This is a genomic window from Pseudomonas azerbaijanorientalis (genome assembly GCF_019139795.1).
In the GTDB taxonomy this organism is placed as follows: domain Bacteria; phylum Pseudomonadota; class Gammaproteobacteria; order Pseudomonadales; family Pseudomonadaceae; genus Aquipseudomonas; species Aquipseudomonas laurylsulfatiphila.
Map to the genome: position 1 here is coordinate 4,419,174 of NZ_CP077078.1, position 26,654 is coordinate 4,445,827.

A 26,654-nucleotide genomic window follows, 5' to 3' on the forward strand; every position below is an offset into this window, starting at 1 on the left:
GCTGCGATCTTTTGATCTTTCTTTCAAAAATCAAAGTCAAAAGATCGCAGCCTTCGGCAGCTCCTACAGGGAAATGCGTATTCCTGTAGCCCGAAACGCAAAAAGGCCGCTGATTGCTCAGCGGCCTTGTTCAATCCGATGGGTTAGTCCGCCTGGCAGATGCCCTCGAAGCCGTCATTCAAAGGTCGGTAATTTCCTTGTGGCGAGGCACCAGCATCTTCATCACACTCCACGCCACCAGATAGGCCAGCGCGCAGACGGCGAACATGATCATGTAGCCGGTACGGATTTCACCCACCGTTTTGTAGTAGTCGAACACCCAGCCACCGATTTTGGTCAGCAAGACTCCGCCCAACCCACCCGCCATACCGCCAATGCCGACCACGGATGCGACGGTCTTTTGCGGAAACATGTCGGACACCGTGGTGAAGATGTTGGCCGACCAGGCCTGATGCGCCGACGCGCCCACACCGATGAGCAACACCGGTACCCAGACACTGATGTGACCCAATGGCTGCGCCAACAGCACGACCAACGGGAAAACGGCAATCACCAGCATGGCTTTCATGCGGCCGTCATACGGCTTGTCGCCACGTGCCATGAAATAGCTGGGGAACCAGCCGCCGCCAATACTGCCCACCATGGTCATGCTGTACAGCACGGCCAGTGGCACCACGATTGCTGCGCCTTTCAGGCCGTACTGCTCCGACAGGTAAGTCGGAAGCCAGAACAGAAAGAACCACCACACACCATCGGTCATGAACTTGCCGAAGGCGAACGCCCAGGTCTGACGGTATTTCAGCAATTGGAACCAGGAAACCTTTTTGCCGACGCCCGTCTGCACAGCGGCGCTGGCGGGGGAATCACTGCGGATGTGCGCCAGTTCCTGCGCCGACAGGCGCTTCTGCTGCTCCGGCTTGTCGTACAACACCAGCCATACGCCCATCCAGATAAAGCCCAGCATGCCGATCACGATGAACGCAGTCTGCCAGCCCCACAGGCCAGCGATCAGCGGCACCGAAATGGGTGCCAGGATCGCGCCGACGTTGGCCCCGGAGTTGAAGATGCCAGTGGCGAAAGAGCGTTCCTTCTTCGGGAAATACTCAGCGGTGACCTTGATTGCCGCCGGGAAGTTGGCCGACTCACCGACCGCCAGCACGGCGCGCGACAGCATGAAGCCGGCGATCGAGACCGGGATGACCGCAATACCGAGCGCGGCACAGATGGCGGCGATACCCTCGCCCATGGGTTCTGCAAAGGCGTGCATGACGGCGCCGGTCGACCAAACACAAATCGCCACCACAAAAGCAGCCTTGGTGCCGATCTTGTCGACCACACGGCCCGCGAACAGCATGGAAATCGCGTAGGTAAACTGGAAGACCGCGGCAATGTTGGCGTAATCGGTGTTGCTCCAGCCAAATTGCCTCGACAGCTCCGGCGCCAGCAGGCTGAGCACCTGGCGGTCGAGGTAATTGACGGTGGTTGCAAAAAACAACAATGCACAAATGGTCCATCGGTATTTACCGACAGACTGGCTGACGCGTTGCGCAGTAATTGGCTCGTTGAGGTTCATGGCATCACTTTATTGTAGATTTTTGGTGATGATCTCTCGGTGTAAAACGAGATCGATTGGGCCGCCGGGCTTCACTTCAATGCATCAGTCCAGACGAAACGGGCCCTGTTCCGCCGAGGGATTGGGCCAACTGATTTCGGACAACTCATCAGACAACTCACAGAAAAACAGGGACTGATTGCTCAGCCTGCGTTTCTCACGCGAGTCAGTGACGGGTTGTCACAGATAACGGACTCAAGGGGGTGTGGGCGTAGAAGCCGATGGCTGAACACGGGAACTTCAGGGGCGAGAGGGAGGCGATTGGATTCATGTTGGGGTCGACACTCTTTTTATTTTTAGTTTGGACACGCATGTCATACGTCGTCGTATGACTTAAGAGATTTATAGCCAGTACCATGGGATGCTGTCAACAAGAAAACCCCTTAGACCTGAACGGCCTGACCGCCCTGAAAATACGACATGTAATCGAATAAACCCGTTAAACAGGCTCTTGGGCCCAGGTAACACGATGCGAAGCTCGCTCCCTTGTGCGTTTTGAAAGGGGTCATCGCCCCCTCACCGTTGTACGACAACCGATAGCAAGGCAGTCAGAATCCGCCCCACTACGCTCAATCAGGCACAGATACAAAGGTTTTTGGCAGGAACTGGCTGTAGCACATCTGCAACTTGCGCCTCGACATGGACGTGGACGGCGAGCAGAACTCACTGGTGGAAGTGAACCCGGTGGTGCAGCCCAACGACCGTGGCGGCCCGCGCACCAGCACCATGCAGACCGAAACCAAAGTGGTCGATACCGAGCAGCAAGCGGCGCAGAAAATCGACCCGTCGACCGTGCGCCTGCTGACCAACTTCAGCAAGGAGAACAAGGTCGGCAACCCGGTTTCCTATCAGTTGATTCCGTACGCCGGCGGCACCCACCCGGTGGCCAAGGGCGCCAACTTCGGCAAGGACGAATGGCTCTACCACCGCCTGATTTTCATGGACAAGCAGCTGTGGGTGACCCAATACAATCCCGAGGAAAAATACCCGGAAGGCAAGTACCCGAACCGCTCGGACAAGGACTCGGGCCTGGGGCAGTTCACCCAGGACAACCACTCCATCGAGAACACCGACGACGTGGTGTGGCTGACCACCGGCACCACCCACATCGCCCACATCGCCCACGCCGAGGAATGGCCGATCATGCCGACCGAATGGGTGCAGATGCTGTTGAAGCCGTGAAACTTCTTCGATGAAACGCCACCCCTGGACCTCAGCGCCCCGAAATAAAAAATACGTGCCCCCTGTAGGAGCGAGCTTGAACGCGATGAGCGTGAACGATTACGCGTAAAACCAGATGCCCGGCGGCGCCTTCGAGTTTTTCGCGAGCAAGCTCGCTCCTACAGGGGACATGTTTACTGGCTCACCACAATCTTGCCGATCATCTGCGGATGCAACGCACAAAAATACTCAAACTCCCCCGGCTTGTCGAACACCCAAGAGTAACTGTCACCGGTATCCAGCGCCGCCGAGCGAAACAGCTTGTGGGTTTCGGCTACGGTGTGCGGGATCTCGTCGTCGTTAACCCACGTCACCTTTGTGCCCACAGCCACGTTCAGATCCTTGGGGCCGAACATGAATTCCTTGATATCGATTTTCACCTCTTGAGCCCACACCGGCATTGATGCCATCAGGCAGGCAACGGCCAACCATCGCGTTTTCATTGCGCCTCCTCCCCTAAACCAGTGTCGAATCGATCAGCGCCAGCGGGTGCTCACCCTGGGTCGCTCGCACATCGGTGATTCCCAGATAATTGCGCAATTGATCAGCCGCTACAGTCATCGGTCCCGGTGTCGGCGCCGTACCCGGCGCGGGTTGTGGATAAGCCGTACCGCGAGCGGTATGGAAAGTGATATTGCCTTCGACCTTCTGGATGACCTGATGGATATGCCCGTTCAACACCGTCACCGAACCGTACTTGCGCAGCATGGCGATCGCCTGATCGCCATCCTCAGTGCCCCAGCCCCACGGCTGATAAATCGTCCACAACGGAATATGGGTAAACACCACGACTGGCGTGCTGCTGGTCACCGCGCGCAAGTCGTCGGCCAGCCAGGCCAGTTGTTCGGCGCCCAGGGTCGCTTCACGGCCCGCCTGGAAGTTGAAGACGTTCACCAGCGCAATGAAGTGCACGCCGTGGTCATCGAAGCTGTACCAGCCATTGCCTTTGGTGCCCTTGCCGTAACGCTCCAGATAGAGCTTGCCGCCGCCCTCGTCGAGGGTGTCGTGCTCGCCCGACACGTAGTGCACGGTGGACGGCAGGCCGTTAAGCAATTGTGCGGCGGTGTCGAACTCGTCGGCTTTGGACAGGTGGGTGATATCGCCGGTGTGCAGGATCAGCGAGGGACGTTTTGGCAGCGCAATGACCTTGTCGATCGCCACTTGCAAGGTATTCAGCGGTTCCGGGTTGGCCTCCTTGTTGAAACCGATGTGCGAGTCGCTGATCTGCACGAAGTGGAAGGTGCTGCCGAGCGCCTCGGGGTTGGAAACATTGCCCGCATCATCCAGGGCGAAGGCCCGGGGAATGCCGCCGCTCAGGGCCCAGATTACGCCTGCCCCGGCCCATGCCGAGCACTTGAGCAGCGTTCGGCGGTCGGGGTTGAGCGGGCCGTCGGTGCGTCGTTGGTTTTTTGCATGAATATCCATCGGTATGCCCTCGGTGGCGTACTACAGTGGTGAAGCGGGTGATGTAGCTGACACGAGGTAAACCGAGCGGGACGGAACTTTATTCCAGATGAAAAAACATGTTTTTTTCCGGGAATAAAATGCGCCGCCTCACGGTTATAGAGGTGGGACAGTGCGGGAACCACTATGAAGCGATTTGAGGAACTGTTTGCACCCCACCTGGACGCCGCTTACAACCTCGCGCGCTGGCTCACCGGCAAACGACAGCGCCGCATCCGATGTCGTGCAGGAAAGCGCCTTGCGCGCCTTCAGGTTTTTGCACCGCTTCGCCGATGGCAACGCCAAGGCCTGGTTCCTGACCATCGTGCGCAACGAAAGCTACACCTGGCTCAAAGCTTCGGCCGGCCACCATTGGGTCGCCATCGGCGATGAACTCCCCGAAGACGACAAGGCGCTCAGCCACAGCCAGACCCCGGAACTGCTGGCCATCCACAACGAAAATGCGGCGCTGATCCAGCAAGCCCTGTGCGCCCTGCCGCCGGCGTTTCGCGAGGTGATCGTGCTTAAGGAACTCGAAGACATGCCTTACAAGGACATCGCCCTGGTGGTCGACATTCCCATCGGCACCGTCATGTCGAGGCTGGCCAGGGCGCGGGCCATGCTCAAGCTCGAACTACTGAAGTTGCACGATCATGAATGAACTCGACTGCACGGTTTGCCAGCCCCTGATGCATGGCTATATGGACCAGGAACTTGATTCGCCGACGGCTGCGAACGTGGCCGGGCATCTGACCGAGTGCGCCGAGTGCTCGCGGTTGCATGATCAGACGAAGCTGCTGAAGGCCGGTGTGAAGCAACGGGCGCCGTATTACGCAGCGCCGGCATCATTGACTGCCCGGGTGTTCACCCCTGTTCCCTCGGCAGCCAGCTTCGTCGAGCGTTGGCGCCAATGGTTCGCACCAGCTTTTTCAGCGGCGGCTCTGGCCTTGGCGGTGGTGTTATATGTAGCGACGCCGGGCAGCGAACAGCCTTTGATGGACGAGGCGGTCTCCAGCCATGTGCGTTCGTTAATGGGCGAGCATTTGAACGATGTGGTGTCGTCCGACCAGCATACCGTGAAGCCCTGGTTCACCGGCAAACTCGACTTCTCGCCGCCGGTAGTCGATTACTCCGCACAAGGTTTTCCCCTGCTGGGCGGACGGCTGGATTATCTGCAGCATCAGACCACGGCGGCCCTGAGTTATGGCCGGGCCAAGCACATAATCAATGTGTTCATCTTGCCCGTGCAGGCGGCCGACAAGCCGCGACAGAGCCAGACGATCCGAGGTTTCAACGTCGTGTCCTGGCAAGAAAACCACATGCGCTTCGTGCTGGTTTCCGATCTGGAGAGAAGTGAGCTGGAGGCGTTCAGCCAAATGCTCAAACCGTAGAGCTTTTTGATGAACGCCGCGAATAGGCTACAAACAAAACCCTGTGGGAGCGGGCTTGCCCGGGTAGAAACCGGAGACATCATTTACGTTTTAAACCGGAGACATCGTTTACAGGTATGAATGCGGTCAGGAGGTGCCTGACCATGCCCTGGAATCGAGAGTCCCCAATGGATCAACGTATCAAACTCATGGGCGACTGGCTGCAAGGCAGCTACTCCAAAAGCGAGCTGGCCCGTCACTACGGGCTCAGCCGACCCACTTTGGACAAATGGCTTGCACGCTACGAAGCCCAAGGAATTGATGGGCTAAAGGAGCTGTCACGACGTCCGCATACGAGCCCTTTAAAAATCAGCGGCCGGGTTGTTCGTATCCCCCGGCGTCGGCCCGGAGCTGGCCAACTACGGCCTGGACACCCTGCGCTTCATCAACCCGGTGGACATCGACGACACCATCCCGGCGCGCCTGACCTGCAAACGCAAGATCGACCTGGGCAAGAAGAGCCCGCAAGGGACTCCGCAAGGGGTGGTGGCGTGGGATGTGGAGGTCACCAATCAGTTGGGTGAACTGGTGGCGAGTTATGACATTATGACCCTAGTGGTTAAACGCGAAGACTGATCCTCATCCGGCATCGCTGTCGGATGTAATGGCCCCATCGCGAGCAAGCCCGCTCCACAGGAGTAGATGTGAGCCAAGTCTCAACTGGCGTAGGACATTTCTGTTTTTCCTAGACTTCGGACATGCCCGTTGTCCCTCATCCACAATCCACCGTCCCCATTTTGCAGATATTGATTGCGCAGGTCCTAGGACATTTCTGGGCAAGGTCTTCGGAGATTTCCTTCGAATTGTGGCGATTTGCGTAAACTGGTTTGAAAGGTGCTCAATCGATAGTCTTTGGGGGTCACTGAAATTCAGTGGTGAGGTGTAGCAACCTCCAGAATCCCGTGAACTACGTTGGCGCCAGTTACCTGGTTTGCGGCCGCTCAAATGCGTCCGTAAGATCAGCTGCGGCGGCTATGTACGGGCACGCTTCGGCGTGGTCGAGGTTCTCGGGCTCGATTTTCCTACCCCGTACATGGCTGCCACCCTAGCCCGTAGGAAGGCTTTCGGCAGCTCCGTATTCTCTTCCCGAGTTAGAAACCATGAAAACCATTCATCCCGCCCCCCCTACGAAAAACCAACTCCACACCCCGACAATCGCTTCATGGCACTCACCAGCAATTGCAGTGAAATGCCCACCCTCTTCGTCGACACCCACGCACCGCTCGACACCCTGATGGACGCCGTCGACTACCGAATCCGGGCCGTCACCCAAGTTCTGGAAAACCTGTCCATGCGCGGCTCAATCGAGTGCGACTCCTTCATCCTCAGCGACTTTTCATTGCTCTGCGCCATCCCGTTGCGCGATGGCTGTGATGTGCTGGATGTGATAGGGCGAAGGCTGCGGGCGCAGCCTTCGCGATAACAGCACAAAAGCAAGATCAAAAGATCGCAGCCTTCGGCAGCTCCCCTTGGAATGCGTACACCTGTAGAAGCTGCCACAAGCTGCGATCTTTCTCCCCCAAAAAAACTGTATCTCATGAAACAGGCATTGTTCGTTTCAGCTCAGCGACTCAGAAGTCGTACTTCGCCGTGATTTGCGGGTTACACGGCTCACCGTAGAAGGAGATGCTGAAGGTGAACATGCGAGCCAAGTACTTGTTGTCGTAGATCTGAAGGCATTGGCGGTGAAGCTAAGGCATCCGTCGAACTGTTAGCACGTCATCAGGTCGACGAAGCATGTAGCTCATGCTTGAACTTGACGGCTAAGATTTGGCTACCATCATAGTTTCATGTCAAGGTACGACCCTTGTAACAAAAATCGGTATTTGCCATTTTCCAGCATCATTTTGAGCCACGCACTTTCCACTGGTAAGCATACTGGTTCGCACAAAAGACACGCCATCCCATGTCCACCTTTCACTCACAGCACAGTCCCCAGTCTTTGATGCATTTTGTTTCGCCAGTATTTCCCCATTACGATCATGCGAAACGCCATTATTCGTTACAAGCTGCGGATCGTAGGGTGGCGTGTCGTTTGCAACCCAGTATTTGAAATTTCCGTAGTTGCACTGAAGTAAAACCAGAACCTTGTCCTTGCTAATTTGCTCCGTGCTGAAAATCAGGCCTTTTTTATAAGGGATGCAGAAGCTAGCCTCCGGCTTCGCGAAAAGCTCCTTGCGGAAGTCCGGCGCAAATGCCAGGGAAGAGTCGCCATGCCTTCGCGGCACGAAATCAACCCGCTTGACAACAGGGGCTAAGGCGAGCGGTAAAACGCTTTGCTCAGGTCGATTACCTTTGCGCATTACGTCCCCCGGTGTGTCAATGCGCCCTTGAACCTCATCCATTTTAAGGAACACTGCAGCGGCGCCAGTTACAGAGAGCGGCCATTCCCAGCCAGAACTTTTGAACACGACACCTCCATAACGTCCCACCAATACGGGTAAAAGCGACTGCACTTGGCTTGCGCTCAGTTGGTAATCGCCATTGCTGTCCGGACCGTCAAGAACGCCCAAATCCTCCTGGTTGATATGCATCCTGACCACTTGTGGTTGAGCGGCATTCCAACTGACAAAACGGGCCCTGGCCTGTATTGGCTCACCCGGCCCCGCCTTGCGAGAAAGCAGAACTGCCGCGTCGTGATGGAGCCAGTCCTGAAGTCCACGGCTGCCCACCGCGCTGCATGTTCGTGTGTTGTCGCATATAAGGGACCAGTCAAGATGGGAAAACCGCATGCCTTCCTGCTTGTCTTCTGCCACTACCGGCTGAACAAGCAATGCAAACACTACAGCAATAAAAAACGTCTCAATTTTGAACATGAATTCATCCAAATGATGGAGTTTGTAGTACGGGTAACCGTGACAGTTAACGTGATGATTTAGGAAAACTGATCCCCCATTTTTTATTTAATAGGGTGGAAACAAAAACTCATTATCCCTAACCGAATCATCCCCAACACTTATTATCGCTTCGCTGTCAATGTTTTTTTCACCATAAGAGTTATCTGTGCAATCAAGCGAAGCAATTATTTTATCGTTTTTAATAACTTCCAAAAATGCTTTTGCCCCTAAAGACTCCTGTGGCACACCAAAAACATATGAGTACGCCTCCCTACGAAATCCAAAATAGGTTGTATATGTCCCAATATCCAACCATCGACTTACTGGTTTTCTCTTGGAAAATTTTATATCCATCTCCAGGTCAGAATTCGATCCAACCCTATAACTTACTATGTTTTTATTTGTGTTGGCGCAAAAAGATACAACTCTGCCTTTTGCTTCATCTAATCGACACGAGGCAATTACTACTTCATTTATTCTACATAACGTAGTTTCGCTCGCATATGCATCGACGCTTACAAAGCATATAAACAATAAACAGAATTTTTTCATTTTAGAGCCTTCTCAGCGTCTTTGTATGCGGCCTTTCTTTCTTCGAGGCCCGTATTTCCACCGTTTACTCTTTGCGTAACCTTTTTGACATCTAGATAGCCATTTCCACGTTCTGCTTCGAAAATTTTATAGGTCAGCCAGAACCACAGCGCACTTCTAATCCCCATAGGTGATACATTAATAAGCTCTGGATTACTTACGGTGTTAGGCGTACTTTCTGCCCAGTACTTTTTAAAGTCGCACATAAAACCATTATATTTTTCATACCCCGTAATTTGTATTAGCCCCCTACCTCGCAGGTTATATCCATCATCAGGATTTGATGCTCGATTTCCATTTAACCTTTGAAAGTGCTTGCGCCCAATCTCACGCTGATTCGCTCGTCGAATAATTTTTCCTTGCGCATTTTTTAAGTATCCATCGTTCTCCGCTTCGTCGGGGTGCGCACGATAATAAGCACTAAAGGATTTCAGTGTTGCTGGTGAGTACTCCCAGCTTTCAGTGACGCCTTTCATAGTAGCCCCCACTTCACCTTTGATTTGTGCGAAAAAGTGACACTGACGCAATCTAGTGTCCAACTTAAACTCTTCCATCCGACCATTGACTTCACTCAATACGACATCGATATCGCCGTCCTCTGCTGCGGGAAATATCTGCTTTAGTTGCAAGTATGTAATTTCCAGCGGGTGAGCTTTGGAAAAAAAACTTGCTAATCCAATCGGATGAAAGTGAAACACCATCCCTTCCTTAGACAACCCAACTTTCCCCGCCACCTCATCCCACCAGCTCAATTGCTTCATTCGCTGTTTCTCCGCCACCCAATTCAAAATCGGTGCCGAATTGGTATGCCCCAACACTTCATCCAGTGCATCCCACTTGCTCTGCCGGTATAACCATTCGCTTTCGCTGAGGATCACCAACTGTGCCAACGATTGCGCCAGCGCGGGCACCCGCAATGCCGTTTGCAATTCGTCGGCGGTCATTTTTCCGTTGCGGTCTCGGTCGATGATTTCGTACAGGCGCGTCTGCATCCGCCCCTTGTCCCACTTTTCCGCCCGGGCGCGCAGGCGCTCCTTCGACTCTTCACCGAGCACGCCGGTGACACTGAACAGATAGGACAGGCTCAACTGCGGTAGGGCGTAGTTGTAGAGAACGTCGTAACCGTCCCAGGACCAGGGACTGACCCAGGGTGTGACACCCACTTCCTCACGCACCCAGCCGTCCAGCGGTTTTCCGGCTGCGTCATAGAGCAGGCACTCAAGGCGGTACCAGTTGTAGGATTTGCCGCTGGCACCGGTGGGCAGCCGGATTTTCCGTTCGGGCGGCAAGCCGTCGAGCAGGCTTTTGGGCACCAGCAGGTCGGCATCGCTGCCGGGATTGTCGCGGCTCCAGATGGGCAAAAGGCGGGCGCTGATGTGATCTTGATGCGTCGACACGGGCGTGCCCTTTGCCAGCTTCAGCCAGGTCTTGTGTTTATCCGGCTGGCGCTGGGCCCAGACACGGCTCGCGGCGAAGAAGGCTTCCACGTCATCATCGCTGAAGACCTCCAGATGCAGCTTTTGCTGTGGCGCGGTTTCGTCGCATTCCTGATACGGGCCGAGATGCCCGATCAGCTCGCCAGCCTTGATGGGCGCTGGCTGGTCGAGTACCACCACGTCATCGAAAATCTTCGGTTTGCGCTCACTCTGCAACGAGTTGAATTGCACGTACTGGGTAATACTTTCCAGCTTGCGGAAATCACCTTCGCCGCTGATGGTGACTTCAGTGCCCTTCGGCAACTTTCCAATTTTTGCGCTATGCCTGTCGGGTTCCGCACGGACCACAAGTGGATCGTTGATCACATTGACGCGATAACTGCCTGCCTGAATCGGCGCAAGGTGGCTGAATGAAACATAACCTCGTAACGCACCATCCTCATTGCGCAGAGACGTCGGACCAAGGCTATTTTCCAGCTTGCGAAAGTTACCGGTGCCACTGATTGTCACCTCAGTGCCAACAGGCAGGAAATCGATTACGTTGCCCTGATGGTCTTTATGCCAAACACTCGCCCCCCGTTGTTCCGGGTGGCCGGGCATTCTGTCGGGCGCGTCGGGTTTGACGCGATGTACCGGGTTATAAGGCCAGAAGCCTGGGCGTGGCACCTGGGGGGCCGCTTCGTAACGCGCCCAATCTTCCAGGTGCATGTACAGGCTGTAAAAGGTCAGACCAGGCGGTGCTTCGCCGCTGCCATCCATCTTCGGTGCTTGCAGGTGATGCCGGACCAGCACGAACCCCGTAGCAAACGGCGCTTTGAGGGTGCCCCCTGCCTCGGGATAAAAGGTGCTAAGCGGTGTGTGCCCGGGAACGCGGTAGGCCACGACCTCACCGTCAGCCAGGCAGTGCACCTGGGACAGCGCATCGGTGCCTGTGGTACCGGAATCGAAATGCACGCCGCCATGCCACATGCCATTGCGACCCAACGGGTAATAACCGGCTTGGGCGTTGGCCAGTTGGGTCAACTGCTGCAACGGGTTGCCACGGTCGCCGAAGGGGTGTCTCCAGTTCTTCAGCGGTGCCGTTGACACAGCCGGTCGCGCTGGTGGCGAGAGTATGCGCATGCCGAGTGACGGTGTCGCAGGAGGCGATTGTGTCTCGGGTGTCGGAGGTGGCAGAGCGGCGCGCCGGGCTCGCTCGCGTCGATAGCTGATCTCGTCCTTAATAACCTCAAAAATGTAGCCGAGCATGTTTATCCGTTCCTTGTGATGAAGCAGGCGTTGTACGAGGCGGTGGCGTTCCGGATTAGCCGGAGATTTTGGTCAAGCCCAGATGCTTGGTCGCGTAATCGCGCAACGGCGGCAGCACGGGCATCTCCGGTACTTGCGTGACCGCGCCGCTGTACTCGAAATGCGCCGACTTGACCTTGTGGTCGCCCGCTGTGCCCGATTCGATGCCACACGGTTCCAGGCTGAGGTAGCTGCCGCCCCCGTTGAGGACGATTTTCTTCTTCGCGGTGATGTGGATTTCGTCTTCGGTGCTGGTGATATCCAGGCCATGACGGGCGAGTAATTCCAGTTTGTCGTTCTGCGCCTGGATCTGCACCGCGCCCTGATTGGCGATCAGCTTGATCCCGAGCTTGCGCACAAACAGGCTCAGCCCCTGACCCACGCCGATGAACAGGCGCCTGACCACGCTGAGGTCGGCTTCACCGCCGGCGTTGAGCATCAGGTTGTGTTGCGCTGCCAGTTGCAGGTGCTTCCCGCTGGTGAGGGCGATGCCTTGCGGCGCGCTGAGCAGCAGGACCTGGGACTTGAGCTGTTCGAGGTCCTGGCGCAGCAGGTTCAACTGCGCGGCCACGTCCGCCGGTTCGGCATTGGCGGCCTGGGCGTCGACCGAGAGCTTTTGCAGTTGTTCGCCGGCCTGTTGCAGGCGGCCGACGGCGGCGTCCATGTCCAGCACCGGGCCCTGCGCCTTGGTCTGCGCATCGGCACTGATGAACAGGCCCTTGCCGCCACGAATGGCACCATGACCATCGCTACGCAGCTCAAACCCTTCCCCACGCTTCTGCTTCTTGGCATCCACCAAATGCCCCAGATTCAACTGACTCTTGCCCCCATACTCGGTACTGAGCTTGACGTGCTCCTCCCCGCGCCGGTCCTCCATGCGCAGTTTGTTGTTGGCCGGGGTACGCAGCACATTGCGGGTGTAGTCGCGCTTGCCGAGGGTCACGTGGTCGGGGTGTTGGTCGTCGTGCAAGGCGTGGGCGATGTAGGGACGGTCGGGGTCGCCCTGTTCGAAGGCGATCGCCACTTCGGTGCCGCAGATCAGTGGCAGGTGCAGGCCGTGGGTGTCGCCGGCGTAGGCGCGGGCCTGGCGCAGCCATTTGCTGTCCTGGCCGGGTTTGCGGGTGTCGCGGTCGAAGAGGAATCTGACCCGGTAGCGGCCTTCGAGGTCGGTGTCGGCGTAGGGGTCGTTGGCTTTCGGGCTGGTGACCCGTGCCGGCAGGGTGCCGGCGATTTGCGGTTTGGGCGCGTGCGGTGGGCGGAAGCACAGGCGTTCGGCGTAGGGCATGGCTTGGAAATGGCATACGAAGCTGCGGTCGCGGGCGGCGTGGGTGGTGAGGCCGGTGAGCACCGCGCCGCGCGCGAAGGCCTGGGGCGCGCCGCCGCTGATGTTCAGTACCTGGCCGGGGGCCAGGGTGGCGCTGCTGCTGGTGCCGCTGAGGTGGGTCTGTTGGTTGAGGTAGCGCTCGTGGCGCAGGCGCGCGTAGAAGTAGCCGCTTTCGCTGAGCAGGTCTTCGTCCTGGTGGTAGGCGTTGCCGAGCACGCTGTAGGGTTCGGCGTAGTGGTAGGCCTCGCCGTAGGTGTGGGGTGCGCCATGGGTGGCGGGCTCGCCGCGGGTCTGGTCGACTTCGCCGTCGAGGTAGGCGCGGGCGTCGCGGGGGTGGTAGGCGCGCACGCTGACCTGCTGTTCCACCATCTGGTGGCGGGTTTGCAGGGCCCAGACGGCGTCCTCGCCGCTGCTGCTCAGGCCGGAGGGCGTGCGCATCGGCAAGGCGACGTCGAACTGGTAGCCGCGCTGGTCGTCGCAGAACTCGACGACGTCGATGCTCAGGCGTTCGTCGCTGGTGCAGCGGTACCAGATGCCGACGTCGGCCAGCAGGCGGGTGATGAAGTCCAGGTCGCTTTCGTTGTACTGCATCACCTGCTCGCGGCGCGGGTACTCGCGATGCAGGCGGAAGAAGAAGTCCTGGCCGAGAAAATCGTGGCGGCTGCGCAGGATGCTTTCGACGATTTCCGGGACGGATTGCTGCAGGTAGAGGCGCGTTTGCCGGCCACGGGCGAGCCGTCCCAGGCGCGGTTGCAGGGTGATTTCGTAGCGCGCTTCGTCGACCGAGCCGGACAGGCGTTGGCAGCCGCTGATCACGCCGTAAAACGTGCGCAGCGGTTTGACCGGCTTGGGTACTTCCCACGCCATCAGGGCCACGGTGGATGGCGCGGCGTGCAGGCTGAACTGGGCGTATTGGCCGAGCAGTCGGTCGGCGCCGAGGTCGAGGTTGGTGGCGGTGAATTCGACGGTGTAGGTGAACGGCTGGCTGAGGTGTTCTTCGCCCTTGAAGGTGAGGACGTCGAGGGTGGTGTCGAGGCCGTCGACCTGGAGTTTGTGGCGGCTGTGGTCGAAGAAGGTGCGCGGTGCGGTGGACAAGATTCAGACCTCCCTGGGGTAGTCGGGGAGGCGTCATTTCCATCCCCGTTCAAGCGCTCGACAGCTTTCAGGAAGGGAAAAAAGGTTGATATAGGACGCTTCCGGCGCACGCGTAGGATGCGTCCGAGTGTCGACGTACCTAGGCTGTAGGACCGTTCGCGATCTTGTCGGCACCCAGTGCCACAGCTGCTTTTTGACAGGGTTAAACCGTTCGGGTCGAGCGCTACTGCAGAGCGTAAAAACTGCTTGTTTAAAAGCCCTCAAGGTTACTTCACGAAAGCTACACCACCTTGCGTCGTTGCCTACACATACCCCAGAATCCGCCGGCTTGTGCGCCTTAGGGCCGCTCGGTAACTTGATTCACGTCACTGATTGCCAGTGATCGGGTTTAGTCGCCCGGGCAAGGTTAAAGCGGTCGCATGAGTATCATCAGTCAGGTATCAGCCTGCGCTCGATGGTGGCTGTGCGCTTGGCGTCTTCGGACGCGCCGGTTTTTGCTTTCCTTGCCGGTCGACTAACTTGCGCACAGCCGCCACCCCTACGTTTAGTCGCGAAATGGTGCGGCCCTACTATTAAAGGGAAGCATTTATGATCAAACCCACACCGAATCCGCCGAACAACTATTCGGAAACACCTTCCGAGCGCATCCCCTCATCCGCCGACATACAGGCCACTCCACGCAAACTGTGCACGATGTTTTTCGTTAATCCTGAACTCGATACCGAAAGCCTCCTGACCCATGCCTGCGAATCACTGGCTTCAGCCAATGTCATGACGATGGATCTGGCGGACCGGACGGAGGGATCGAGTCGCAATACGCTGCTGGGTATTGCGCAAGTCATCATGTTGGGCGAGTTGGCGGTGAACCGGGCGCTGGATCGAGTCGATCCACCTGAGTAGAGGCGTAAAAGACGCAGCCTTCGGCAGCTCCCAAAGGGTTTCAGCGATGCCCATGAATATTTAAGCCAACCTCGAATCACTGTGGGAGCTTGCTCGCGATGGCGTCCTGACTGGCGACATTGATGTTGGCTGTGCCGGCCTCATCGCGAGCAAGCTCGCTCCCACAGGTTTTTGGGAAACCTGAAAAGTCAGTGCCTGCGCAACCACTCGATAAACAACGCAAACAACTCCGACTGCGAACCCACCTCCAGCTTCAGGTACAGGTTCTTGCGGTGCATGCGTACGGTTTCCGGCGAGATGTTCATCTGGCTGGCCGTGGACTTCACCGAATGCCCGCGCAGCACCATGTGCGCCACTTCCCGCTCGCGCTCGGTGAGCAATTCACAACCGAAGTTTTCGAACGCCGCCTGCACGCGATGCTTGAGATCATCACGCATGCCTTGCTCGTCATCACGCTCGATCCCGGCACTGCGCAGAAGCCCACGCTGGCTGAATTCGCTGATGAACTCACGCACCAGCGGTTCGACGGCACGCAGCAGGTTCAACTGTTCGTCGCTCAGGCATTCACCGCCGAAACCCTGATAGAGGCTGACGGAAATCTTCGTGTCATTGCCGGTATCGACGATGTAGTAGCTGTCTTCCGAACAGCCCGCCTTCAGGTAATAGGATTTGTAGTAGTCACTGTCGAAGAAGTTGTCCGGGGCGATTTCCTCCAGGTGATAGAAGCCTTGCGCCAACCCCTGCTCCACCGCCAGGCAGAAGGGGTCGAGCAAATAGCCCCCGGAAAAATAGCGCTCAAGAATCGAGACCTGATACTCCTGGGCAATCCCGCGCTGATGCAGCAGCTGTGGTGCGCGGTCCTTGCGCTCCAGGCTGATCATCATCGACTCCACGGACACCAGCTGCGCCAACGCTGACGCCAGGTACTGCAGGGCGTCAGGTTCATCGACATGGGCGAATGCCTCGCGCATTCCCCCATGCCATTTGTGCAACGCCCCGAAGGGCATCGCGATCAGCGTATCGTCGTCTGGTTTGCTCATGCCCCGCAGTCTAGCGGGTGCGCAGGCCCTTGGTAACAACCTGTGTGGCGAATTCATTGGCCGCCATACTGACCGCTGGCCTGAAGCTCAGCTGCCACTTCGACAATGCAATCGCGCAAGGTCTCGACGATTTCATCGACCTGGGCAAACGTGAGGATCAACGGTGGCGACATCACATTGAGGTGCATGATCGGCCGCACCAGCAATCCTCGGGCCTGGGCCCGCACGTGGATCTTCTCGCCGATGTTGATCTCGTCGGGGAACAGTGCCTTGGTGCGTTTATCCGCCACGAACTCCACGCAGGCCATGAGTTTCTGGCAGCGCACATCCCCCACCAGCGGCAAGTCGCGCAGGGTTGCCAGACGTTCCTCCAGATAAGCGCCCACCGTGTCGACATGGGCCAGCAGGTTTTCCCGCTCGATGATTTCGATGTTCTTCAGCGCCGCCGTGCAGCACACCGGGTGGCCGCTGTAGGTGAAGCCGTGGGTGAAGCAGCGGCCCTTGCCCGGCTCGGCGATGACCTTCCAGATGCGCTCGGAAAAGATGCACGCGCCCAGCGGCAGGTAGGCCGAGGTCAGGCCCTTGGCGGTGGTGATGATGTCGGGTTGCACGTCGAACACATCCCGGGAAGCGAAGAACTTGCCCAGGCGCCCGAACGAGGTCACCACTTCGTCGGCGACGAACAGGATGTCGTAGCGCTGGCAGACGTCCCACATGCGCTTGAGGTAGCCCCGGGGCGGAATGATCACCCCGCCCGAGCCCATGATCGGTTCGGCAAAGAAAGCGGCGACCTTGTCCGCGCCAATCGACAGGATCTTGTCTTCGAACTCCTTGACCAGAAACTCGAGGAACTGCGTCTCGTCCATGCCGTCCGGCGCGCGGTACGGGTTGGGGTTGGAAACGTGGTGGATCAGCGGGTTGGCGTAATCGAACTCCGGCACCCGGTCGGCGGCCTTGTTGCCGATCGACATGGTCAGGGTGGTGGAGCCGTGATAGGCGTTGAACCGGGCGATGACGTGTTTCTTTTCCGGCTTGCCACGGCAGTTCTGGTAGTACTGGATCAGCCGGTACGCGGTGTCCACCGCGGTGGAGCCGCCGGTGGTCAGGAACACATGGTCGAGGTCGCCGGGGGCCAGGCTGGCGAGTTTTTCGCACAGTTTGATGGCGACGTTGTTCGACATGTCGGAAAACGGGTTCGAATAGGCCAGTTGGCGCACCTGATCGGCGATGGCCTCGGCCATTTCCTCGCGACCCAGGCCGATGTTGGTGCACCACATGCCGCCCACTGCATCGAGAAAGCGGTTGCCCTGGGTGTCGTAGATGTAGGCGCCATCGCCGGCAACGATGTTCAACGAGCCTTGCTCGGCGTGCTCGTCGAACATGTGGTAGCCGTGCATGTGATGGGCCTTGTCGGCCTTGACCAGCCGGGACTCGTCCGCTGGGGAAAAAACGCTGCGTGTTGGCGTCGCCATAAATGAACCTCTAACCGGAATGACTAACGATCGAACAAATCAGATGCCGCTTTTCACAGTGCTCCAGACCCGGGTAATCGCCCGCATGTCCTTGGCGTCCTGGGTCTTCTGCGGGAACAGGCGCTCGCGGGTCTGTGCATCGGGGTAGATCGCCGGGTTGTCGCGTACTTCGGCGTTCAACAGGGGCGTGGCCGCCGCGTTACTGTTGGCGTAATTGATGTAGTCACTCACATCCGCCATCACCTGCGGCTGCATCAGGTATTCCAGGAATTTGTGCGCATTGGCGACGTGCGTCGCATCGGCCGGGATGTACAGGTTGTCGAACCAGATCAGCGAACCTTCCTTGGGGATGAAGTACGCCAGGTTGATCTGCTTCCTGGCTTCTGCAGCGCGGGCCATGGCCGTGGCGTAATCGCCGGACCAGGTCATGGCCATGCACACATCGCCGTTAGGCAGACTGGTCAGGTAATTGACCGAGTCGAATTTTCGGATGTATGGCCGCACGGACAACAGCAAGTCCTGGGCGGCTTTCAGATCTGCCGGGGCGGCACTGTTCGGGTCACGTCCCAGGTAGGTCAAGGCCATCGGAATGACTTCGGTCGGCGCATCGAGCAGGGTCACGCCACAGTCGGCGAAGCGCGAGACAATCTTCGGATCGAAGATCATCGCCAGCGAACCGATCGGCGCGTCCGGCATGCGCTCCTTGATCTTGTCGACGTTGTAGGTCACGCCGTTGCTGCCCCAGGTGTAGGGCGCAGAGTACTGGGTGCCGGGGTCATAGCCTTGCAGATCCTCGAGGATTTGCGGGTCGAGGTTGGTCCAGCCCGGCAGCTGTTTTTTGTCCAGCGGCTGGAACACCTTGGCCTTGATCAGGGGTGGCGCGAGCGAGGCGTTCAACACGATCAGGTCATAACCGGAATGGCCGGTGAGCAACTTGGCCTGCACCGTTTCATAAGAGTCGAAGGTGTCGTAGACCACCTTGATACCGGTGGCCTTTTCGAAATCGGCGATGGTTTTTTCACCGATGTAATCCGCCCAGTTGTACAGCCGCAGCGTATTGCTGTCGTCCGCGTAGGCATTCAATGTCAACGGTACAACAAACAGACTGGAAATCACCTTAAGCAGTGTCTTGCCCATTGCAAATGCACCTTATAGCGAGTTCGGCTCTGGATGAGCGGATGCCTGCACTATTGGTCGATTGGCCGGGCGGAACCATACCCCGAATGGGTGTGTGTCGTTTTTGGCACACCGGCATGGCAAAAAGCGGCAGCGCAGTTGACCCGTTTTGCCATAGATCGGGATTTGCCCGGCGCTTAAAGTGGCAGCCTGAATCGACCCTGCGGAGCCTGCGATGACAGATTTGATCAAACACGAGCAACGCGACGGCGTGTTGACGCTGACCATCGACCGCCCGGACAAGCTCAACGCGCTGAACAACGCCATGTACACGCAGCTGGCCGAGCTGTTGCTGGCCGCCGACGAAGACCCGCAGACCGGCGTCATCATCCTCACCGGCGGCCCGGCCTGCTTCACCAGCGGCAATGACCTGGTGGATTTCCTCCAGCATCCGCCGACGCATCTGGACGCCCCGGCGTTCCGCCTGATGAAAGTCGTCACGCACCTGCAAAAACCGCTGATCGCGGCAGTCTGCGGGGCGGCCATCGGCATTGGTACTACGTTGCTGCTGCATTGCGATCAGGTGTTGGTCACCCGCAACGCCAAGCTGCGCATGCCGTTCGTCAACATCGGCCTGTGCCCCGAATTCGGTGCCAGCCTGTTGCTGCCCCGTCGACTCGGCCATGCCCGCGCCGCGAGCCTGCTCCTGCTGGGCAACGGCCTGGACGGCAACGAAGCGGTGAACTGGGGCATCGCCAACGAAGCCTTCGATGACGGCGAGCAATGCCTGGCAGCGGCCAGAAAAATCGCCCAGCGCTTTTTGGCCCTGCCCCGGGAGGCCTTGCGCCAGTCCCGTCAGTTGATGAAACAGGCGACGTTGCCGGAACTGCAAGCCACCCTGCGCGAAGAAAACACGCTGTTCATCCAGCGCCTGAATACCGACGAGGCGAAAAACGCCTTGAACGCCCTGCTCAATCGCAGTACAGACAAGAATCCACCGAAAGGAAACCAGCCATGAACACTCCGGAAATCTACGTCGTCAGCGCCGCCCGTACCGCCATCGGTACGTTCGGCGGTTCGCTCAAGGACGTGCCACTGGCCGACCTCGCAACCACGGCCGTGAAAGCCGCCCTGGAACGAGCCGCCGTGGACCCGGCGCTCGTTGGCCATCTGGTGATGGGCAACGTGATCCCGACCGAAACCCGCGACGCCTACATCTCCCGCGTCGCCGCGATGAACGCCGGCATCCCGAAGGAAACCCCGGCCTACAACGTCAACCGCCTGTGCGGTTCGGGCCTGCAAGCGATCATCAACGCCGCCCAGACCCTGATGCTCGGCGATGCCGACATCGTCGTCGGCGCCGGTGCCGAATCCATGAGCCGCGGTCCGTACCTGATGCCTTCGGCCCGTTGGGGTTCGCGCATGGGCAACGCCCAGGTCATCGACTACATGCTCGGCATCCTGCATGACCCTTTCCATGGCATCCACATGGGCATCACCGCCGAAAACGTCGCCGCGCGCAACGGCATCACCCGTGAAATGCAGGACGCCCTGGCCCTGGAAGACCAGAATCGCGCGGCCCACGCGATTGCCAACGGCTACTTCAGCGAGCAGATCGCGACCGTGGAAATCCAGGATCGCAAAGGCGTCAAACTGTTCAGCGTCGACGAACACCCGCGCGCCACGTCCCTGGAACAACTGGCAGCCATGAAGCCGGCGTTCAAGAAGGACGGTTCGGTCACCGCCGGCAACGCCTCGGGCCTGAACGACGGCGCCGCCGCACTGGTCATGGCCAGCGGCAATGCGGTCCAGGCCAACAACCTGAAGCCACTGGCCCGCCTGGTCAGCTACGCCCACGCCGGCGTCGAACCGGAATTCATGGGCCTGGGCCCGATCCCGGCCACCCGCCTGGCGCTCAAGCGCGCCGGCCTGACCGTCGCCGACCTGGACGTGATCGAAGCCAACATCGCCTTCGCCGCCCAGGCCTGCGCCGTCAGCCAGGAACTGGACCTCGACCCGGCCAAGGTCAACCCGAACGGTTCGGGCATCGCGCTGGGCCACCCGGTGGGCGCGACCGGCGCGATCATCGCCACCAAGGCCATCCACGAACTGCACCGCACCGGCGGCCGTTACGCGCTGGTGACCATGTGCATCGGTGGTGGCCAGGGGATTGCTGCGATTTTTGAACGCGTCTAAGCAATAGCCTCAAAAAAGGCCGGTGATCGCGCAGATCACCGGCCTTTTTCATTCCGGTAAACCAGTAGCGATCCCCTGTGGGAGCGAGCTTGCTCGCGATGGCGGCATGTCAGGCACCATCATTGTTGACTGGACTACCGCTATCGCGAGCAAGCTCGCTCCCACAGTGGTTCTCTAGCGCATGCAGAATCTCCTTCTCTCTGAACCAAGCACCTGACGACCGGCAGCAAAAACCATTTGCCGCAAAATATTACATGCGTCATATTACAGGCGTAATAATTAAGCGCCGCCTGACAGGTATCCCTCCATGACCAGCATGCCCACCGTTGAACCCGACCTGGACGCCCCGGTGCAACCGGCAAAACGTCCCCTGCTCAAGCGCCTGCTTGTGCCAACAATGGGGATTGCAGCGTTGGTGTTGGCCGGTGTGTATGGCGCGCATTGGTGGACGGCCGGGCGTTTCATCGAAGAAACCGACGATGCCTACATCGGCGGTGACGTAACGGTGATCGGGCCAAAGGTGGCGGGTTATATCGACGAAGTGCTGGTGACTGATAACCAGAAGGTCAAGGCCGGCGATGTGCTGATCCGTCTCGATTCGCGCGACTACCGCGCGAACCTGGCCAAGGCCGAAGGCGCAGTGGCCGCCCAGGAAGCCTTGCTGGCCAACCTCGACGCCACCGAACAACTGCAACAGGCGGTCATTGGCCAGGCCCGTGCCGGCATCGACGCCGCCGGTGCCGAAGCCACCCGTTCGCGAGATGACGATGCCCGCTACAGAAAACTGGTGTCCACCAACGCCGTCTCGGTGGAAAGCGCCCAGCGGGCCAATGCCACGTTCAAGACCGCCCAGGCCCAAAGCAACCGCGCCCAGGCGGAGTTACTGGCCGCTCAGCGCCAGTTGAATGTGATCGACACCCAGAAACAACAGGCCCGGGCCGCCTTGATCCAGGCCAAGGCCGAGCGTGGTCTGGCGCAACTGAATGTCGGCTACACCGAACTGAAGGCACCGGTTGACGGCGTGATCGGCAACCGTCGGGCACGGGTCGGCGCCTATGCCCAGGCCGGCTCGCAATTGCTCTCGGTGGTGCCGGCCAGCGGCCTGTGGGTCGATGCCAACTTCAAGGAAGACCAACTGGCGCACATGGTGCCGGGGCAGCGGGTGGTGATCCGTGCCGACGTGCTGTCGGGGCAGGAATTCCACGGTCACCTGGACAGCCTCGCCCCCGCCAGCGGCTCGCAATTCAGTGTGTTGCCGCCGGAAAACGCCACAGGCAACTTCACCAAGATCGTGCAGCGGGTGCCGGTGCGGATTCACCTCGACCCGGCCGACAGCGTGCTCGGCCACCTGCGTCCGGGGTTGTCGGTCACCGCTGAAGTGGACACGCGCAAGGCGCCTGAAGCGCCCGCCGTGGCCAGCGCGCCATGAGCCGCGCCCTCGCCGCCCCGGCGCAACCGTTCAATGCCGCGGACATGGCGACGGCGACCAAGGTCTTCGCCTTTGCCAGCATGTGCATCGGCATGTTCATTGCGCTGCTGGATATCCAGATTGTCTCGGCCTCGTTGCGTGACATCGGCGGCGGACTCTCCGCCGGCACCGACGAAACCGCGTGGGTGCAAACCAGTTACCTGATCGCCGAGATCATCGTGATCCCGCTGTCGGGCTGGTTGTCCCGGGTGTTTTCCACGCGCTGGCTATTCTGCGCATCGGCGGTCGGCTTTACCCTGACCAGCCTGCTGTGCGGCGTGGCCTGGAACATCCAGAGCATGATCGCCTTCCGCGCCCTGCAAGGCTTTCTCGGCGGTTCGATGATCCCGCTGGTGTTCACCACGGCCTTCGTGTTCTTCTCCGGCAAACAACGGGTGATCGCCGCCGCGACCATTGGCGCGGTGGCATCCCTGGCACCGACACTGGGGCCAGTGATCGGTGGCTGGATCACCGACATCTCGTCCTGGCACTGGCTGTTCTACATCAACCTGGTGCCCGGCATCTTTGTCGCCGTGGCCGTGCCGATGCTGGTCAAGATCGACCAGCCGGAACTGTCGCTGCTCAAAGGCGCGGATTATTTGAGCATGGTGTTTCTGGCGCTGTTCCTCGGCTGCCTGGAATACACCCTCGAAGAAGGCCCGCGCTGGAACTGGTTCAGCGATCGCACGATCCTGACCACTGCGTGGATCAGCGGCCTGGCCGGGTTGGCATTCATCGGCCGGACCCTGCATGTGGCCAATCCGATTGTCGATCTGCGCGCCCTGAAGGATCGCAATTTTGCCCTTGGCTGCTTCTTCTCGTTCGTCACTGGCATCGGCCTGTTCGCCACCATTTACCTGACGCCACTGTTCCTCGGCCGGGTGCGTGGCTACGGCGCGCTGGACATTGGTCTGGCGGTTTTCTCCACCGGGGTGTTCCAGATCATGGCGATTCCGCTGTATGCCTTTCTGGCCAACCGCGTCGACCTGCGCTGGATCATGATGACCGGCCTCGGGCTGTTCGCGTTATCGATGTGGGATTTCAGCCCGATCACCCATGACTGGGGGGCCAGGGAATTGATGTTGCCGCAAGCCTTGCGCGGGATTGCCCAGCAACTGGCGGTGCCGCCCGCGGTAACGCTGACCCTCGGCGGCCTGGCGCCGGCGCGGCTCAAACATGCATCGGGGCTGTTCAACCTGATGCGTAACCTGGGCGGGGCGATCGGTATCGCCGCCTGTGCGACCATTCTCAACGACCGTACCAACCTGCATTTCACCCGGTTGGCGGAGAACCTCAACAGCACCAACGAGGCCCTCAACCAATGGCTGTCCCAGGTCGGCAACAACTTCGCCGCCCTCGGCCAGAGCGGTGACGCCGGGGTCACCGCCAGCCTGCATCAGCTATGGTTGCTGACCTACCGCGAAGCCCAGACACAAACCTATGGCGACGCGTTTCTGATGATCGGGGTGTGCTTTGTCATTGCCACGGCGATGGTGCCCCTGATGCGCAAGGTGCAACCACCGGCCGCGCCGAGTGCCGATGCTCATTGAGGATCTTTGTCAGGAATCGACCGTTTCCCTTGGCCAGTAACTGCCCAAATTCAAGGAAAATGAGGTTGTATTGATTTGAGCGTGCTGTACACGCCCCACCGGAATCTCGGCCCCGCTATTACTATTACTAATTCGACAACGTGTGGGCTCTCTATGCATAACACTCACGACCATATCGGAGGAAAGCGGGAGTTGCACACTACTGGCTGCCACGGGAGTATTCCCTCGAAGATCTCGAACATAAACAAGCTCACCTGTCGCCGACGTCAACACAACTGATAAATATACCGAGGAAAAGTATTCATGAGCACTGGAGTTAGCGAGGAAGGTTACTTCCACCCAACGCGAAAATAAATTTATGCGTATCCACCCTATCTCACGATCGCCATTTCCTCGTAAGTGCCAAACAAAATCCATACCAGAAATAGCAACATCAAATCCAGGCCTGACAAACTCAACCGCGCGATACTTTTCGAAAAGCAAACCACGAACAGGCTCATCATAAGTATTAATTGCGCGCCGCATATCTTGCTTCAATAAAATTTCATTACCCAGTACAAAGTGTGGATTCCGTTCAAACTCCTTTGCACACCTATCAATTTCAGCCATCAGATTTTCACCTGCATCAGTGCCAAGACTTATATTTATCAGTCCTTGCTCAGTCACTTTCAACCTATTGATCTGTGCATTCAAATCAATAATTGCCGACGCCGTCGCTTTAGGCATCTTTATACGCGATGGCTCCTTGTGCATTATCTCAATAGTAAATCCTGGAGAAATCAAAACCGTCCCCGAGAACAATTCGGTATTATCACCCAACATCTCTCGACAAAAAACAATATCGCCCCGTGCATTCGCCACTACTATTTTCCCATATACCTGCCCCGGAAAATAGCCATGTGGTCTTCGATGCAAAACATCGATCTTCAGGCGCCCGAGCGAAACATCTACTGCAATTCTGCAAAAGTCACCATTCAATCCCCCCAGGTATACGGCCTGACCGACAAGAGAACTCGCATATTTTTTTACGTACGTGCAGTTATACTGAATATGTTTATCCTTAACCGCAACATAATGACAATCCCACTGATACGCGTCATCACCTATAGCCGGTAGTTGCAATGCATATACACCCAACTCCAAATTACTGACAACCACCCTTGCCCCATTTATCTGTGCAAGCTTGGCAGGCCCCCATCCATCTCTCAGGAGCAGGGTCTTGCCCTGAATCTTATCGAGTATGTCTTCATCAAAAACAAATGATACGCTGCCGATTAAGCCAGTAACACTGAGATCAGCACAACTAACCAAATCCAATGGACTCCTTAGTCCCAGTTGAGTTTGAATCTGCTGAATGTCGTGATTTTCTACAAGCAGATACAGAGGATAAACAGCACTGGCGCTGCTAAAGGAATTAAACTTAACTTTCTCAGGCGACAGCACAACTCCCACGTAAGACATGACTGGTGAAAAGTCAACATTCCCGATATCGACCCCTACTTCACTCAACAAATCCATACCGGCATAATCGGCGACAACATAGCCGTCGGAGTTACTGTTCCGACGAAAGCGTTGATAAAACTCTATCAACCCAGCTTCCCCCATCGATTTAACCAGCAGCAGATAGAAAAAAAGTATCAAGTGTCCATTAGGCCCTACATCGACAAGCCCTTTATCAAATGCCGCTTTGGCATTGATATAAAGCTGTTCTTCCCCGGCACCGTACAGCCAGCCGATTTTGTAAAAGTCCTCCCCCAACTCCTTCTGTTGATACATTGCACACAAAATATTGTTCCAAATCTCACTCATCCTGACGACAGCATCACTGATGAACCGTCCTTCGTAACCATGAGATATTTCATGAAGAGAGCCCCAATTGGTAGCCCTGATATCCAACCAGAATTTCGCTACCGAATCCGTAGACTCCGCGGTCCATCCCCCCCCATAATAGGCAGAACCACCACCTGATTTGTCCGCCTTCATAAAGTAACGGTTAGGAATATTTTTATCGGTGGGCACGCTCGGGGCAAATGAAAGACCGGCAAGATAATTGAAGTATTCAAAAACACCATCATAGTAAGCAGTCAGGCTATGCAAGCCGGATTCCTCATGCAACCTGCGCAGGACCTCTTTATCCTTGGCAGGAATTAGAATCATTGCATAACCACAAACATACAACGCATATGGTGCTGCCAATCGGTCCCACTCTTTAAAAAACTCATCTGCATCCAAACCCGCCTGGCAGGTTGGCAAACTTCCCCCGCCGTTTACAAACTCCACCTCAACATTAACCTGCTGGCCAGCGGTATCGGTATAAGGCGTAGTCAAAAATATGGCTGACGCATGCTCGGCGAAAACTTCTTTCCACTGAGTGGTCACTGTGTGGTGGTTCTCTTTTGCGCTGTCATCATTCATCAAGTTCAGAGTTACCCCCATACCCGTTTCCGGGAGAGATTGACGAAATCGTATTGATTTGCCTGCCGGGACAATTAACGAAGTTGATTTTCGGTCATGAAAAATTCCTTTGCTGAGTCCCGACTTAAGCAACCAATCAGGTCGCTCAAGGCTGTACATTGTCTGCGTGTATCTCTTAGTCTCTTCGTTAGCCATTTCAACTCGCCCCATAGAAAAGCGCT

At 57.6% G+C, this 26,654-nt stretch carries 17 protein-coding genes and 5 pseudogenes; 11 read left to right on the forward strand and 11 right to left on the reverse strand.

What is annotated here, in order from left to right; all coding sequences use genetic code 11:
- Positions 1–178 precede the first annotated feature (178 nt).
- On the reverse strand, positions 179–1,573 hold the full coding sequence (locus tag KSS91_RS19610) for an MFS transporter (RefSeq protein WP_217835842.1): 1,395 nt from the start codon (positions 1,571–1,573) through the stop codon (positions 179–181).
- Positions 1,574–2,227: 654 nt separating this feature from the next.
- Here KSS91_RS19610 and KSS91_RS19615 point away from each other — a divergent pair.
- A pseudogene (locus tag KSS91_RS19615) lies at positions 2,228–2,794 on the forward strand (copper amine oxidase); the annotation flags it as partial.
- Between the two features lie 173 nt (positions 2,795–2,967).
- On the opposite strand, the gene KSS91_RS19620 reads toward KSS91_RS19615, so the two are convergent.
- Positions 2,968–3,276 (reverse strand): cupredoxin domain-containing protein, encoded by a 309-nt coding sequence (locus KSS91_RS19620; protein ID WP_217835843.1) that lies wholly within the window; start codon positions 3,274–3,276, stop codon positions 2,968–2,970.
- A gap of 13 nt (positions 3,277–3,289) precedes the next feature.
- Positions 3,290–4,258: a metallophosphoesterase family protein gene (locus KSS91_RS19625; protein ID WP_217835844.1), complete on the reverse strand. Its 969-nt coding sequence runs from the start codon at positions 4,256–4,258 to the stop codon at positions 3,290–3,292.
- Between the two features lie 165 nt (positions 4,259–4,423).
- Between KSS91_RS19625 and KSS91_RS19630 the strand changes: the two are divergent.
- The 5 genes and pseudogenes from KSS91_RS19630 (at position 4,424) to KSS91_RS19650 (ending at position 7,129) form a co-directional block, all read left to right on the forward strand.
- Positions 4,424–4,937 (forward strand): annotated as a pseudogene (locus KSS91_RS19630) (sigma-70 family RNA polymerase sigma factor).
- Positions 4,930–5,667 (forward strand): anti-sigma factor family protein, encoded by a 738-nt coding sequence (locus tag KSS91_RS19635; RefSeq protein ID WP_217835845.1) that lies wholly within the window; start codon positions 4,930–4,932, stop codon positions 5,665–5,667. The pseudogene KSS91_RS19630 and the gene KSS91_RS19635 overlap by 8 nt, the downstream one beginning before the upstream one ends.
- A 167-nt stretch (positions 5,668–5,834) precedes the next feature.
- Positions 5,835–6,002, forward strand: a pseudogene (locus KSS91_RS19640) (helix-turn-helix domain-containing protein); the annotation flags it as partial.
- 13 nt (positions 6,003–6,015) lie between these two features.
- Positions 6,016–6,282: pseudogene (locus KSS91_RS19645) on the forward strand (hotdog family protein); the annotation flags it as partial.
- A 524-nt stretch (positions 6,283–6,806) separates the two neighbouring features.
- Positions 6,807–7,129, forward strand: a pseudogene (locus KSS91_RS19650) (hypothetical protein).
- 370 nt (positions 7,130–7,499) lie between these two features.
- Here the strand turns inward: KSS91_RS19650 and KSS91_RS19655 are convergent.
- The 4 genes from KSS91_RS19655 to KSS91_RS19670 form a co-directional block, all read right to left on the reverse strand.
- Entirely contained in the window at positions 7,500–8,522 is a 1,023-nt protein-coding gene (locus KSS91_RS19655) for a DUF1176 domain-containing protein (protein ID WP_217835846.1), read from the reverse strand.
- Between the two features lie 87 nt (positions 8,523–8,609).
- Positions 8,610–9,095, reverse strand: a complete 486-nt coding sequence (locus tag KSS91_RS19660; RefSeq protein ID WP_217835847.1) for a hypothetical protein — start codon at positions 9,093–9,095, stop codon at positions 8,610–8,612.
- Positions 9,092–11,818 carry a hypothetical protein gene (locus KSS91_RS19665; protein WP_217835848.1) on the reverse strand — a complete coding sequence of 909 codons (2,727 nt, stop codon included), beginning with the start codon at positions 11,816–11,818 and terminating at the stop codon, positions 9,092–9,094. The genes KSS91_RS19660 and KSS91_RS19665 overlap by 4 nt, the downstream gene beginning before the upstream one ends.
- Positions 11,819–11,873: 55 nt before the next feature.
- The gene (locus tag KSS91_RS19670) at positions 11,874–14,276 is read right to left on the reverse strand and encodes a type VI secretion system Vgr family protein (RefSeq protein WP_217835849.1); all 2,403 of its coding nucleotides are present in this window, start codon (positions 14,274–14,276) and stop codon (positions 11,874–11,876) included.
- A gap of 588 nt (positions 14,277–14,864) precedes the next feature.
- Between KSS91_RS19670 and KSS91_RS19675 the strand changes: the two genes are divergently transcribed.
- Complete coding sequence (locus KSS91_RS19675; protein ID WP_217835850.1) at positions 14,865–15,176, forward strand: DUF6124 family protein; 312 nt, start codon at positions 14,865–14,867, stop codon at positions 15,174–15,176.
- A 188-nt stretch (positions 15,177–15,364) separates the two neighbouring features.
- Here the strand turns inward: KSS91_RS19675 and KSS91_RS19680 are convergent, their stop codons facing one another.
- From KSS91_RS19680 to KSS91_RS19690, 3 genes are read right to left on the reverse strand one after another with little or no spacing between them, the layout of a single operon-like run.
- Positions 15,365–16,273: a helix-turn-helix transcriptional regulator gene (locus KSS91_RS19680; protein WP_015094193.1), complete on the reverse strand. Its 909-nt coding sequence runs from the start codon at positions 16,271–16,273 to the stop codon at positions 15,365–15,367.
- A complete protein-coding gene (locus KSS91_RS19685) occupies positions 16,270–17,688 on the reverse strand; it encodes an aminotransferase (protein ID WP_217835851.1) in 1,419 nt (472 codons plus the stop codon). The genes KSS91_RS19680 and KSS91_RS19685 overlap by 4 nt, the downstream gene beginning before the upstream one ends.
- A 39-nt stretch (positions 17,689–17,727) precedes the next feature.
- Entirely contained in the window at positions 17,728–18,825 is a 1,098-nt protein-coding gene (locus KSS91_RS19690; protein WP_217835852.1) for a polyamine ABC transporter substrate-binding protein, read from the reverse strand.
- Positions 18,826–19,039: 214 nt separating this feature from the next.
- On the opposite strand from KSS91_RS19690, the gene KSS91_RS19695 reads away from it, so the two are divergent.
- The 4 genes from KSS91_RS19695 (at position 19,040) to KSS91_RS19710 (ending at position 24,018) form a co-directional block, all read left to right on the forward strand.
- Positions 19,040–19,822: an enoyl-CoA hydratase gene (locus KSS91_RS19695; RefSeq protein ID WP_217835853.1), complete on the forward strand. Its 783-nt coding sequence runs from the start codon at positions 19,040–19,042 to the stop codon at positions 19,820–19,822.
- Positions 19,819–21,000, forward strand: a complete 1,182-nt coding sequence (locus KSS91_RS19700) for an acetyl-CoA C-acyltransferase family protein (protein ID WP_095968036.1) — start codon at positions 19,819–19,821, stop codon at positions 20,998–21,000. Before KSS91_RS19695 ends, KSS91_RS19700 begins: the two co-directional genes overlap by 4 nt.
- A 307-nt stretch (positions 21,001–21,307) precedes the next feature.
- Positions 21,308–22,429 (forward strand): HlyD family secretion protein, encoded by a 1,122-nt coding sequence (locus tag KSS91_RS19705; RefSeq protein ID WP_217835854.1) that lies wholly within the window; start codon positions 21,308–21,310, stop codon positions 22,427–22,429.
- On the forward strand, positions 22,426–24,018 hold the full coding sequence (locus tag KSS91_RS19710; protein ID WP_217835855.1) for a DHA2 family efflux MFS transporter permease subunit: 1,593 nt from the start codon (positions 22,426–22,428) through the stop codon (positions 24,016–24,018). The genes KSS91_RS19705 and KSS91_RS19710 overlap by 4 nt, the downstream gene beginning before the upstream one ends.
- A 9-nt stretch (positions 24,019–24,027) precedes the next feature.
- Here the strand turns inward: KSS91_RS19710 and KSS91_RS19715 are convergent, their stop codons facing one another.
- Positions 24,028–26,628: a putative mucin/carbohydrate-binding domain-containing protein gene (locus KSS91_RS19715; RefSeq protein WP_225923703.1), complete on the reverse strand. Its 2,601-nt coding sequence runs from the start codon at positions 26,626–26,628 to the stop codon at positions 24,028–24,030.
- Positions 26,629–26,654 lie beyond the last annotated feature (26 nt).